Annotated in this window: 13 protein-coding genes; 7 read left to right on the top strand and 6 right to left on the bottom strand. The window is 53.3% G+C overall.

Going from position 1 to position 13,014, the window contains the following annotated elements:
* Window positions 1-7: 7 nt before the first annotated feature.
* The gene (locus FHW66_RS17405; RefSeq protein ID WP_183381091.1) at window positions 8-1,843 is read left to right on the top strand and encodes a TniQ family protein; all 1,836 of its coding nucleotides are present in this window, start codon (window positions 8-10) and stop codon (window positions 1,841-1,843) included.
* A gap of 103 nt (window positions 1,844-1,946) precedes the next feature.
* Here FHW66_RS17405 and FHW66_RS17400 read toward each other — a convergent pair whose 3' ends face one another.
* The 5 genes from FHW66_RS17400 to FHW66_RS17380 form a co-directional block, all read right to left on the bottom strand.
* On the bottom strand, window positions 1,947-3,254 hold the full coding sequence (locus FHW66_RS17400; protein ID WP_183381090.1) for a DUF3987 domain-containing protein: 1,308 nt from the start codon (window positions 3,252-3,254) through the stop codon (window positions 1,947-1,949).
* 78 nt (window positions 3,255-3,332) lie between these two features.
* Entirely contained in the window at window positions 3,333-4,214 is an 882-nt protein-coding gene (locus tag FHW66_RS17395) for a plasmid partitioning protein RepB C-terminal domain-containing protein (RefSeq protein ID WP_183381089.1), read from the bottom strand.
* Window positions 4,211-5,080 (bottom strand): plasmid partitioning protein RepB C-terminal domain-containing protein, encoded by an 870-nt coding sequence (locus FHW66_RS17390; protein ID WP_183381131.1) that lies wholly within the window; start codon window positions 5,078-5,080, stop codon window positions 4,211-4,213. The genes FHW66_RS17395 and FHW66_RS17390 overlap by 4 nt, the downstream gene beginning before the upstream one ends.
* Window positions 5,081-5,109: 29 nt before the next feature.
* Complete coding sequence (locus tag FHW66_RS17385) at window positions 5,110-6,630, bottom strand: recombinase family protein (protein WP_221197054.1); 1,521 nt, start codon at window positions 6,628-6,630, stop codon at window positions 5,110-5,112.
* 220 nt (window positions 6,631-6,850) lie between these two features.
* The gene (locus FHW66_RS17380; protein ID WP_183381088.1) at window positions 6,851-7,327 is read right to left on the bottom strand and encodes a hypothetical protein; all 477 of its coding nucleotides are present in this window, start codon (window positions 7,325-7,327) and stop codon (window positions 6,851-6,853) included.
* Window positions 7,328-7,510: 183 nt separating this feature from the next.
* On the opposite strand from FHW66_RS17380, the gene abiEi reads away from it, so the two are divergent.
* The 5 genes from abiEi to FHW66_RS17355 all read left to right on the top strand — a co-directional run bounded on the left by abiEi (window position 7,511) and on the right by FHW66_RS17355 (window position 11,004).
* Window positions 7,511-8,056, top strand: coding sequence for a type IV toxin-antitoxin system AbiEi family antitoxin (gene abiEi, locus FHW66_RS17375; protein WP_183381087.1), 546 nt, complete (start codon window positions 7,511-7,513; stop codon window positions 8,054-8,056).
* 124 nt (window positions 8,057-8,180) lie between these two features.
* Window positions 8,181-8,708, top strand: coding sequence for a helix-turn-helix domain-containing protein (locus FHW66_RS17370; protein WP_183381086.1), 528 nt, complete (start codon window positions 8,181-8,183; stop codon window positions 8,706-8,708).
* Between the two features lie 274 nt (window positions 8,709-8,982).
* Window positions 8,983-9,450, top strand: a complete 468-nt coding sequence (locus FHW66_RS17365) for a hypothetical protein (RefSeq protein ID WP_183381085.1) — start codon at window positions 8,983-8,985, stop codon at window positions 9,448-9,450.
* Between the two features lie 115 nt (window positions 9,451-9,565).
* Window positions 9,566-10,084: a hypothetical protein gene (locus FHW66_RS17360; RefSeq protein WP_183381084.1), complete on the top strand. Its 519-nt coding sequence runs from the start codon at window positions 9,566-9,568 to the stop codon at window positions 10,082-10,084.
* A gap of 326 nt (window positions 10,085-10,410) precedes the next feature.
* Window positions 10,411-11,004 (top strand): hypothetical protein, encoded by a 594-nt coding sequence (locus FHW66_RS17355; protein WP_183381083.1) that lies wholly within the window; start codon window positions 10,411-10,413, stop codon window positions 11,002-11,004.
* Between the two features lie 242 nt (window positions 11,005-11,246).
* Here the strand turns inward: FHW66_RS17355 and FHW66_RS17350 are convergent, their stop codons facing one another.
* Window positions 11,247-12,125, bottom strand: a complete 879-nt coding sequence (locus tag FHW66_RS17350) for an oxygenase MpaB family protein (RefSeq protein WP_183381129.1) — start codon at window positions 12,123-12,125, stop codon at window positions 11,247-11,249.
* A gap of 542 nt (window positions 12,126-12,667) precedes the next feature.
* Between FHW66_RS17350 and FHW66_RS17345 the strand changes: the two genes are divergently transcribed.
* The coding region (locus FHW66_RS17345; protein ID WP_183381082.1) for a hypothetical protein at window positions 12,668-13,014 on the top strand (347 nt) is incomplete at its 3' end.

Genomic DNA, 13,014 nt, shown 5'->3' with positions numbered 1-13,014 from the left:
ACTCAACTTGAGCCAACTATTGCGTCACCCGCGCCTGATTGACGGCGAGGGTCCGCAAGGCTTCCTGCTGCGTCTGGCGAACGCCAACGGCCTCGACCGCTCGTCTCTCAAGACGGGCGGCGTTTTCTTTCATGTCGAACTCCTCAAAAGCATCCGTTGCCTGCCCGACGATGGGCCTGATCATACCCTGATTGCTTATGCCACCCTGGTGGCTCGAGAATGGGACGAGCGTCCGCCGATCTGGAACACCAGACGATGCCGGTGTTGCCCGCTGTGTCTGCAGGAGGGCGAATATTGGCGGATTGGTTGGGAGCACCTATTCTTCGATGTATGTCCTGTTCACAGCTCCTGGCTTGTCGATCGTTGCGACAGTTGCGGATCGGCGATCAGCTGGCGGCGGCAAGATCTACACCGATGCGACTGCGGCCATCATTTTGCGAGCAGCAAGACCAGCGAGGCTCCTGCCGCCAATGTGCTCCTTGCACGCGACTTGAAGAACAAATTCGTCACCCAACATGCTGCCTGCAATTTGCTGCCGCTGCAAGGCCTGAGCTTTGAGCAGTCGGGACATCTGATTCGATTGCTCGGCACCTATGGGCAAAACCAGGTTGGCAGATTGCCCCAAAAAATTCAAAATGCCGGCGCCATGGACGTGTCCTGGCAGGTCACCAGCACAGCGGCAGAGATCTTAAACAGATGGCCACATTGCTTCGAGCATATGCTGCATGGCATGCTTGACCAGAGCACCGCCAGTGCAGGCCAACGGTTTCCGGCACGGTTCGGCCATTTTTATGCCCTTCTATATAGACGCTTTGCCGGCGTTGAGTTTTCCTGGTTGCGCAATGCATTCGAGAACTTCGTCGCCGAGCATTGGCGTGGACCGATCGCCAGGCGCAACACGCGTTTGGCGCAAGCCATGCTCGCGCGGGCGACTTGGGTGCCTGCCAATCATGCGCGTGGTCATTTGCAGGTCTCCGCAAGTCGGCTCTCCGAACTGGTGCGCACCGGCACACTGGTCGGTGAGGAACGATTATCTGAAACCGGCCGCCGCTTTCTGGTTGTCCGACGGGACTCGATGCAAGCGCTATCCCCTGCTTTGGAAGACGAGGTCGATCTATCCACTGCCAGCGAAATGTTGGGCTTGACCCGGGCAAGGCTGCGCACCGCGCTGCCACAGCTTTTTCCCAACGCAAGAAAAATCGAAGGCGATGCAAACCGCTGGGCGATTTCGCGCGCCGATGTAAGCCGATTTTTGCAGATCTGCGATGTTCCAATGATCGCGGAGCCCAACGCAGGTCAGCTAAGTATTGATCATGTTTTGCGATTCTGGTGCTGTTCTGAAGATGAAATCGCGACCTTGCTTGCCCACCTGCGTGACGGCGTGCTCAAGCCGATGGGACGTCTGAGAGGGGGTGACGGCTTGAGCCACCTGGTCATCGTTGGCGCGCACGCTCGTCAATTGATTGATGGCAGACGCGGAATGACCCATGACAAGTGGAGTATTCCCCAAGTTGCTGAAATGTTGAGCATCAAGCAGGAAGTGGCATATTTCCTGGTTCGCTGTGGATTGCTGGTGGCCGTTCCGGAGATCATAGGCCGCCGCGAGGCCGCCATGGTCAATCGCGAGGCCCTTGATACATTTCGTGCCCGATATATTTTTGCAAGGGACTTGGCAAAACTTCACAAAACCAGTGCGCGCAGTTTGCAGTCACGCCTGGCCGAGATTGATATCTATCCTGCGGTCTCGCCCACGTCTGGAGCCTGTCGCCAGATCGTCTATGAAAGAACGCAGACACTGCTGCAGCTTTTTCCTGCGGCAACCAATCAACTTTCCCCGATATAAATCAACGGCTGGAACTGAGCGAACTCAGGTAACCGTGTGGATTGATGCGGGTTCGCGCCGGACTCAGGTGGTGATAACTGTGCGAACTGAGCATTGAAGCAGCCTAAGCAATCCGGTAAACCGTTGTTGGCGTGCCAGGCGAAGCTTTCGGGCGGCCGATCATTTGAACTTGAATTCTGGCGGGTGTCATTCCCAGGAGATGGTCGACGGCAGCATCTATTCGCATTTTGGTCTCGCGCCGATTGAAGCATTCCACTGTAATGTCGCGCCTCGAGGCTTGCCCACGCTGCCCTAAAAATGCGAGAATTTGGTTGGCCATTTCCAGCACCCTTTCCATTTTCGCATCTTCTTCCGCGCTCACAAAAATATACCTGACCGAAGCGACTGCATGCCGGACCCATGCGACGGAAGCATCTATATGCGGAACATCGATGCGCAGCTGCGAATCGGTCAACGCAAACAACATGGCCAGACGCAACATCATCGGCGCCCGGCGCTCCAGCAGCGCTCCCAAAACGGAATTCCCGCTTTCTTCGTTGAGCTCACCGCGATAGAGTTGTCCATAGCGCCATTGGGCTTGGGGTGAAAGGTCCAGCCGAAGGCTGTCCCCGCTTCCATGCTGATCAGCGTGTGCAAATTCCAGCACTTTCAGAATGCGTTGCGCCAATCCATCGACGCTTGTCTGGGGAGTGGCTTTGGGAAATGCCACCACCTGCGAGCGCTCAGCCCAGATCATCAAGAACCGGTTGGCAAAACCATTGGTCAGTTCACGGAGTTTCATGAGCGCCAACAATTCACCAGGGGAAATTGCGCCGGACAGGCAAATATGGGGATCGCTGGCATAGAGGCGATTTGATTTGGTGGCCGGTTTCATGGACACGCCATCCCAGCAGTCGCGCAGTGCTGCCGACAGGGTATTGCCGTCGCGCCGCCCCTGGTGCAGCACATTGGCAAATTCAGACTCAACAACCCATAAGCGTTTGTCCAGAATCCGTGCAACTTCCCGCTGCCCTTGCTTGTAGCCGTCGTGAATCAATGCGACCAAGCCTTCTCGACTTGACAGGCCGCCCCGATGAATTTGTGGCGCATGGGCGTCACTCAACTCTCGCAAGGCCTGATCAACGCGCATGACCAAGGATAAGGCATCCCCCTTGCGCCCGCGACCAGATCTCCCGACGTGCAGAACAAACTGCCTTGCGTGATGCCACGTGTTGCCGATTGGAAGGTAAGGATTGCGGCCCACCGCGCAGGAAAGGTAAGCGATGAAATTGGCTGCGATGGCAAAGGGATTTGTTTCAGTGCCGTCGCTTCCCGCGCGCGCTATATCGCCGATCAATCCATACAGGCACGCCGGATCTGGGGTCGGGGCATTGCGATGTGCCGCAACCGAAGTGTCGCTGCTCCATTCCAACGAGTCGTTCTTCTGGATTGGATCGAGCGGCCCCTTGACCAGCGACTCCGTGCCGGAATCGGATCCCCGCGTATTCATCTACTTGTCCAGGGACGTCGTATCGACGATGTTCGAAAACTCGCTCAAGAAATCCGCGTGCTTCTGCGACAAAAAGCGGATCACGGCCTCATTGCCGATCAACTTGGCCAGATAGCCCCTCGCCAACACGAGATTCAAGATGTCTTGTCCGTAGGAATGCTCAAGCAGTTTGAACTGGCTTTCAACATTGGACATTTCGCGCTCCATGATGGCCATCTGCTCAGGCGTTACGCCACGGATCTTTTTTGGCTTTTCTTCACCGACAAGCATGGGCGCAGATGTCGCAGCCAATAGCGCAGTGGCATAAGCCACAGTGATATTGTTGGTCGCGACCATCAGCTCGACACACTCCACCTGCCGGGTCGGTTTCATCTTGCGAAGAACGGGACTCAGATTGGCGGAGAAATGCTGATCCTTGAGCAGACGAACCGCCTCAGTGCAAATACCGTCGAGCAAGTTAAGCTTCTTCATGATGTGGTCGACATCGATGTCCAGGGAGCTTGACAACTTCGATGGCGTCACGCCCCGTTCCACCGCGCGGCGGATCATGAAATGCTCTTGGATTGTCGACAAGCGATTGATTCGATTGTTATACGTGTAGCTTTCATCATCAATGGCCAGCAGGCAGGGCGCATCGACAAAGCCAAGCTCTTGAAGGGCCGCCATGCGGATGTGTCCATCGAGCAGGAGGTGCATGCCGCTGCCCTTGTCAGCTTTGCCGACAGTCAATGGCTCAATCAACCCCACCGCTCTGATGGACGATACAATCTGCTTGAACTTCCTGGACAGTGCGAGTCCATCCGGTGGTTTGCGTGACGGCAGAAGTTTTTCGAAGGAGATCGTGACGGGCTCCGGAACGAAACCGAGTGGCAGTTGACTCATGCTGCATGGCCCGTGCCGCTAATGCGATCGGCAAGATATTTTGGAAGACTTTCGAGACCTTCCGCTCTGAGAAGATTGGTGAAATTCTCATCCGCAAGAAGTTGTCGCATCGCTTCCACCACGAACAGGAGGCGCTGTTGCACAAATTCGGCTTTCTTCACCATTATTTTTTGTCGGCCAACCTCATTTTGGTAAGTGCGGATCAAGCTTGACGAAGTGACCTCCGCCACCTTGCGCGGTGCGCCCCTCGCGATGGAGCGGCCCAATGTCCTCCGCTTTTCGATGACTTTTCTGGCATTGAGCAAATGATTTCCTCGCAACATGCCGCTTTCATACGCCTCCTGCAGTGCAATCTGCACGTCCTTGTCGGCGCTTCCTGCGCCGGCGATAGACAGTGCCGCGTTCAAGGGAACTCTGCCGCTTTCCACCGCAATCAGCAGTCGCTCCTCCCCATTCTTTAGGAGCTGCAAGATGCCGTAGACATAATCAACGCTGAGTCCGGTTTTCTTGGCGATGGCCTTTTTGTCATAACCCTGCTCTTGCAATTGCTCGATCCCCGCCAGTAGTTCCAAGGTGCGTGCCTGCCGTCGCGCGATGTTTTCCGCCAGGCTCATGATGAAGGCGTCCTCATCGGAGACCTGCACCACCATGGCTGGAATAGTCTTTTCCGCTAATGCCTGGTAGGCCTTGAGCCGTCCTTCACCACATATCAACAGATACCGATCATTGCCATCGGCACCCTTACGGGGCGTAACGGTGATGGGCTTTTTGAGGCCAATGTTCTTGATGTTGCCAACGATATCGTCAAACACGCGCGTATTGCGTTCCCGTGGATTGAGGACATCAATCAATTCAAGAGGAATCATTTGCAAGTTGCTTGAGGGATGTTCTTTGGTCACGCTGCTCTCCTGACACGAGTTCGCTCTGCCATGCCATGGAGGTAGTCCAGGCTTTCAAACCGGTAACTCTCGAATTCGATGCCGTTGTGCTCAGCCAGGCTGATGCGGGGAAGACCGAAATCCAGTCGGGGCAGCAAGTAGTAATCCAGCGGCTCACGGTTGGCCTGGTCAAGCCGCACCGCGACCGTGATATCGGGCGCCAGGCCCGTGTCGAAGCGAACCTTCCAGCGGTGGCGCCCATTGTCATGGGTCTGGCAACGCGCTAAAACAATGGATACGCTGAATTCCTCATTTATTTGCAGCAAGTCGGTCGCCGGATCCCGCACCACAATGCCACCAAGATTGGCGATCTCACGCTCGGTGCGGCGAATGATTTCCGGGTGCAAAGTGCGCAGGAACCGGTTGACCTCCAAGAATTTGTAATCGCGGTCCGGCGTAAAGCCAACTGCTTCATAGGCGCGTATCAAGCTGCCAAAGCGGTGGATGTAGGCGGCCGACGACGGCATGTCCTCCGCCTCATCGATGATCAACCCGGACAGGAAGCCGCGGTGCTGGAACAGGTGACGAAGTTTTTCGATCAGCTCGTCGTTGCTGAACCGGTGCGACCTGGCCCGAATGATCCCCTGGGCCATGTAGAACACTTCGGGGGAAACCAGCGCTTCGAATGCACCTTCTTTCTTGATCCACATGTCGGGCTGGTTGATGATCCGGCGCTTCTTGAGCTTGTAGGAAATTCGGTTGTAGACGTTGTTGCCGACGTATTTTTCATTGGTCAGCACTTCGCGAACGGTTGCGCGCGTCCAGTTACGGTCCAGATCAGTGCGCACGCCCTTGTCGTTTAGTCGTGTCGCAATTTCCAACTCTGGAATTCCCTCGTCAATGAACCATCTATATATCTGGTTCACTGTCGCCACTTCCGTATCCGGCCCGGGCATCAGTATGACCCGGTCGGTTTGCAAACTCTTGTGTTCACCGCGCGTCAGTTCACTTTTGATGGAACCACTCTGGTCTATCAGGATACGGCGCAGACCAAAGCCGGCCGGCCCACCCTGGCGATAGCCGAGCTCGATCAGGCGGCACTGGCCGGCAAACACTTTGGCGGAAAGCTCCCGGCTATATTCACCAGCCATGGCGCGCTTGACGCCTTTGACAATCGTGGACACGGGAGAGCCATCGTTCTCGAACTGCTCGGCGCAATAGGTGACCTGGATTCCAGCGCGCCGGCAGATGTATTCGTAATAGGCGCTCTCGTCGGCATCCTGGAACCGCCCCCAGCGGCTGACGTCGTAGACCAGGATCATCTGAAAATCCACCGGGCCCGCCTCAACATCTTTGATCAATTTCTGCAACGATAGCCGGCCGGCGATGTTCAGCCCGCTTTTGCCCTCGTCAGCATAAGTGCGAACAATTTCGATACCGCGCTTGGCGGCATATTCGCGAATCTTGTCGCCTTGGTTTTCAGTAGAGTATTGCTGGTGCTCCGTTGACATCCGAACGTATTCAGCGGCCCGCAACATGGCCGGAGGATCTGTCGATTCGTTGGTCAATTTTTCTGACGACATAAGCCCGACAACTCACTATTTGAAGATTGAAGGACGCCCCGATCGTCACTTAACCCACCGGAATAAACTGCATGCCGGATTGGGTGCGTGGCCGGCATCCGTGGTAACGCACCGCATCTAGGTTGATCGAGGGCTTTATTGTCGTAAAGTTATCGGATGTTCGTTGTGCTGACCATTACGCACTGTCTTTGCAAGCGTCGCCTTTGCAAGCATCATTTTTGCAATTGGGGTTGGCACAAGCCGGTGAAATTTCAACAATCCAGGCACCATTTTTTCCAGCCCCCTTGCTATGAACTGGAGTGATCCGGTATATGCCGGCCTTTAACGTTTGCGGCCAACTTGACGCGTCTATCTTTGCAAGGACAGATGACGTAGGCACATCGACTTTTACCCGTTGGCGACGACGGTTTTTGTCTGCATACTCAGGATTGCCTATCCTGTATTGACGCCAGTAATTGGGATTTTGGTCCATCCACTTGCGTTGCACCCGTCGCTTGTTGTCTCGATAGTCCGGGTCACCTTCAAGCTTTTTCTGATACCAGCGTTGCCGCCGTGCCCGCTGACAAGCAGCTTGAGAACAGTATTTTTGGCCTGGGACTTGCGGGATCGGCTGAAACGGCGAACCGCAGTTTGCGCATGACTTGATTGGCATCGAATTTCTCCATACGGGTTGAGGTATGGAAAGGGGAGCGCATAAGCAGCCTCATGACTTTGATTTAGGATGCTTTTTTTATATCATGGGATCGCCGAGCACGGGTGATGCGGGATGGAACATTCGAATGCCAAGAAATAAGTTACGTGATACCCTACTAAAATGTAGGTTATTGAGTAACTTATGAAAAGAATGGACCTGATTCGTCGCCTGTCCGAACTGGAAAGGCATGGCGTTTTCGTCCTGGCCAAGCGCGACATCGAAAAGCTATTTCCCGACGAAAACGAGAAGTCGATGGAGAAGTCGCTCCAACGCATGGTGCGGGATGGCATCCTGGTGAGGGTTGCGAAGGGGATGTATGTGGACGCGGGTGTCGCTGCCCGCAATCGTGGTTGGCTGATTGAAGAAATTGCCAAGGCCCTGCGCCCAGGGAAACTTTGTTATGTCAGCCTGGAAAGCATGCTCGCGGAATTTGGTGTCATCTCGCAAATTCCGGTCAGTCATATCACGATCATGACGACCGGGGCCAGCGGTTTGCACGAAACCCCTTACGGCACGATCGAGTTCACGCATACGAAACGGAGCATGGCGGCGATTCTCGATCGCACGCTGCATGTTAAGGGCCGGCCGCTGCGAATTGCCAAGAAACATGCCGCCTACCGCGATCTTGTTCGCGTCGGCAGGAATGTCAATATGGTCGATCTCGAAGAGTTGGAAGCAGACGATTAGAGATAGGCGGTGCAGGCGCTTTTTTGCAGCACTTGGCGACGGCCAAGCTTAGGTTGTCCGACCTTGCAATGAAGGAGAATCAAGGGTAAAGTTCATTTCGATATTTTCGATTTAAGTGAACACAATGCGCCTCTCCGCCGAGTCCAGGGTCCGCAAATGCCTGCAAGACATTCTGTATGCCGAGCTATCGGCCGTGCTGCGTTCGGATCCCCGGCTGGGCGCGCGGGTCTTGAACCTGAAAAGTATTCGCGCGATGAGCACAAAGGTCGTTGACAGCTTGATCGAAAACCCAAAGTTTCATGAGGCACTCGGTCAGATCCCCACAAAACAAGAGAAAGAATGGCTGACCACCGAGGAGGCTGCGAAGATCTCCGGATTTAGTCGCCCCTTCATCGTTGCGTTGCTCGACAGCAGCACCTACAAGGGCGCAGTCAATCGGACAGAAAAGGGCCATCGAAGAGTCCTGGCATCCGATTTCCGAGAATGGATAACCAAACTAGGCGCTATTGATTTACCTCGAACGGTCACCGATGTTCGAACGGGTGTAAGCCTGGAGTCGGAGATCGAAAGTGATACACTTGAGGAGAGGAAGGCCCGATCGCGGTCCCGCAAGAGGGCCCTCGATGTCGCACGCAAATTGGGGCTCAGTTAACAGGTGTAAAAGGCAAATAGGATTGGAGCAATTCATCTTGGACTGCATCGGGAAAAAATCCAAATACACGCGCACAGCACATTGATTCTTGGCCCCTCGTTGAGCAACTATTCTTGGATCCTACAAATGCTGTCGGATGACATGAAACATGAAAACTGTGCCAAGTTAGTGAAAAAATCATGACGTAGATTGTGAAATTTTCTAACTGGCACAGTTTGTAGCTTGGATAATTTTGATGTAGGTGTCGTATCCGTTCTAACTACGGGGGACTTCTTTGATAAATGAAAAAAATTCCAAAACAATCAAAAAAGAAAAAAGTAAATCCTCGATACCTGGCGCGGCCCCAGGGCAGGCTTTAAGCTATAGTCTTCAGTACACACGTTTAACAGCAATGTTGCTTATTGCTGAGCCGGGCAGCTGGTGCAGCTTAGAGGTTTTGGACGATGTGGTGGAAGAAAAAAATACAGGTGTGAAACACCTCGTTCAAAGCAAAAGTACTCTCGGTAGTAATCCAATCTCGGACCGTGCCAAATCTCTTTGGAAAACACTTTTTAACTGGTTACACCTAGTTGAAAACGGCCACGTAGAACCCGACCAGACTATCTTCGAAATCTACGTTTCCCGTTCAGTTGACGGTGACATAGCTTCGGTATTCTCCGGTACCAGGAACGACGCTGATGCACTGGCGGCTTTGCAGAAAGCGCGAGAATCTATCTCCAAATACCCTCCTGAAAAAACTTAATATAGTTCCTGTAAGCGGCCCTAAAATTGATGGAGGACGTCAGTATTTTTACAGACGCACCGATCTGGAATCCTCTTAACCGTCTTCAATTATTTCATTCAAGCTGTCTCAGGAAATGATTCCTAAAGAATATATAAACGAGCTAATCGAGCATTCGGACATTGCTAAATTAATTAGTCAGGAAATCAAACTCCACCGATCTGGCCGAAATTACTTTGCCCCATGGCTTAGAGCAGCTCTGCCAGCTATTAAAGAAGGACTAAATATTAGGTTCGCAACGTTGCCGGACGGTTATGGTGTTTCTGCGCTAGTTAAGCAAGAAGACGGAAATGAAGATCTGCAACAGGCGATAGCCGGAGCTATTTCGTTATCCGAATTTCTGTTTCAAACTTTGACAGAACGTTTTGATATTCGCTTAATCGAGGAAAAAGCCAAGCTGCTCGCAGAGATGGATGAATTATTGGGGATGGTCGTCGCTCCCCGTATAAAACAGCTTTTGCAAGAGCGTTTAGACAGCCTTATACAAGATAATCTTGAATTGCTAAATTCGCTGGAAGAACATGACCGTTGGTTCTCAGATGCAATCTCGCGTGCTAAACATGAGTTGGTCATTGTTTCCCCTTGGATACGCTAAGCAACTGGCCGCGAAAGCGGCTACATTAACCCCTGACTCTAAAGCCATTTGCTACTGAATACGGGGAGACGTCGCGCCAAAAACATTGCTGTTGAATATTCGATCAAGAAATCGGCGGTCGTCATCAATGGATCGCCTGTGCGTGTTGCAATTGGTCGTTCGATCGAGAACCACGGTGCCTGCGAGCCCTATTTCTCGGTCTTTGAAGCAATTGCAAGTCTGATCAGCAGTGACGCACAGGAAGGTGCCAGCTATACATTCATGCCCTCGATTTTGACGCAGTGCTCGAAGAATGCAAGGTGGTCATGTGTTCGATTGAAAAGCGCATGCGTGGTGGCGGAGCGGGTGATATCGCCACACTGCCAGGAGAAGGACGCACCTGCCAGATTCTGCTTGGGGTGGCGCACGCGGGCTTGGGAAACTCGAAAAACGCGATCCGGCAATTGCTGCAAGAAGAGCAGGAAATATTGGCACAACCTATCGATTTCGATTGGTATCGCTTGCTGTTTCTCGAATGGGGATTGTCGAATGCCCATCTGATGCAGGGCGATTTATCCAACGCCAGGTTTCGAGCTGCGAAATTCGTGGAGCGTGCTCAAGCCACTGATGAAATGTGCTGGTGTGCTTTGGCGTGGGAGATGAGTTCCCGCATCGCCATGCTAGGCGAAGAGGATGACCTGGCGTTGAACTCAATTATGCGGGCGATTGACACGGTCGAATCCCGTCATGTTCCGTTGGCGGCGTGGCGTGTCTATCATACAGCGGCAACGATTTATGCCAAGCGTGGCGATATGGCTCAAGCACACAAATACGCCGAACGTTTCTCACTGGCGCATCAAAGTTTGATTGAGTCACTACCGGAGCAACACCAGAGTCGTCATACGCTTGGAGGACTGCATCTGGACATAACGTCGGCTTGAACCGCCCTTCCGCAATTCCATCTTAATTTGCTAGCAAAGCCGAGGCGATTCAGTTCGTCCGGTAGGCACATCTGCACTGAACCGGAAAAGTTTAAGTTAACCAGAGCGCGGTGCTATTAGGACCGAGGGGGCCATAAGCTCAGTGAAGTGGCCAGCTTTAAGCAAGAGAGTTATCGATATTTTTTGCTGGGAAAATTTGGAGCATCAGCTGCGGTAACTTCTAAATCTCATACATGTAGCAATCAACAACCACTGAGATTATCCACTCGCTCCCGCGCCAACTGCGCCGAACTATTTCGCACCGCCCACCGTATAGGCCGTGCAGCAACTCCCACAGCCCGCAATAATCCCGCCTGTTGCCAAGGCCGCAAAGCAGTCACACCCAATTGCTGCTGCGCCCAGTCCGGCAGAAGATCCACCCCCGCGCGCATCATCAAACGTGTCCACGGCTGCGCCAGTGGATGCGGAGCTGGGGCATTGAGCACCAGCTCCAATGTTTTCAACGTGCGTGCGTCGCAGTGCAATTGCGGTCGCGTGTCTTGCAGATATTGCTCCAGTTGCACGACCGTGCGCGGTACCTCAATGGCACCAAGCGCAATCGCAATGCGGCTGATTTCATCGAGGTATTGATCCTGTTTTGCCAGTGGCAGCGAAGGATCGCGATAGCGCAGATAGGCGCGCAAAAAGCTGGAAGTTTCGGCCGCATGAACCCAGGTCAGCAACGCCGGGTCATCGGCTGCATAGGCTCTGCCGTCCGGTGCAACACCACGCACTTGGGTGTGAATCTTTTTGACTTTGGCGATCAGGTTCTCGGCATCGGCACGGCTGCCGAAGGTGGTGCCGGCGATGAATTGCGCTGTGCGGCGCAAACGCCCCAGCATGTCTTGCTGGAAGGTCGAGTGGTCCCATACTCCGCTTAATGCCAGCGGATGCAGCATCTGTAGCAGTAGTGCGCTGACGCCGCCAATGAGCATCGCTGTGAAATCACTATGTACTAACCAGCTCGCCGAGTCTGGGCCAAACAGGCCGGGGTCGCCTTTGGGAAAGCGGAAGTCCGGGCTGCCCGGTGGGCGGCTGATCGCCAGGACGCTGGCTTCGATACGGGTACGCAAGGCTTCCATGACGCGGGTCTGCTGGGCGCAGAAAGAAAAGAGGATGCCGTATTCTGGCATCCTTTTTGAGTTGCGGTTGCAGAGCAGTCAGACATTGCTACAGAGAAGAATGTGGTCGTCATTTTGCATGGAAGTATGGATAGCCGTTAATTTGCGCATATGTCATCAGTGTTCCTTTTCCGCGAGTTGATCATGACCAAATGATCGCAGCACAAATTCGATGGCGTATTAAGACTTCCTTGGTATTCCCACTTAGGTTCTCGGACTCTTCAGCGACAAGTTAAAACACCACTCTGACCGCACGTAGGCGAAGAATTTTGAAGGCGCTCACGCGCCTCGCAATTGCTTGGTGCTCGCAATTTTCGAACATCAACATCTCAATTCTACCCACTTCGTACTGGTCAGTATGTTGCGCGAGTAATCTCGTATTTCTCTTATTTCTGACAGCAGAAAATTCTCGCAATATGACTGTCAGGTTCTCCCGGAGGGAGTCCAGAACAAGCGACATAGTGATTAACCCTGACTTCAATAGTCATCTCAATAGAAACCTTATGATCGGTAAAATTTATAGCGCAGCACCTGTGCGGTCCTTGGAATGGCAGGGCACGCAAAAAATTGACGACAACACCAAACGCGTTTTCGCGATGTCGTTTATGGGTGTGGAATCTGTACACCATATGTTCAATGTAGACGAAGAGGGCCTAAAGAATGTTGAGCGTTGGTATGTCAAGGGTATCAATCCACAACTTCGTTTTGCCAAGTCCCCACTTCAACGCCATGAGGCTCATGCCGGGGGTGTGGCCCCTGTAATGACCTTGCCTGTTTCGATGCCGTCTCTAGAACCGCAGACAGAGGAGCTGTCGCAGCCCCCACTTCACCATCATGAAGCAGATGCCGG

It is taken from the genome of Herbaspirillum sp. Sphag64 (genome assembly GCF_014192645.1).
Lineage (GTDB): Bacteria > Pseudomonadota > Gammaproteobacteria > Burkholderiales > Burkholderiaceae_D > Herbaspirillum.
This window is presented reverse-complemented; position numbering and strand designations above follow the sequence as displayed.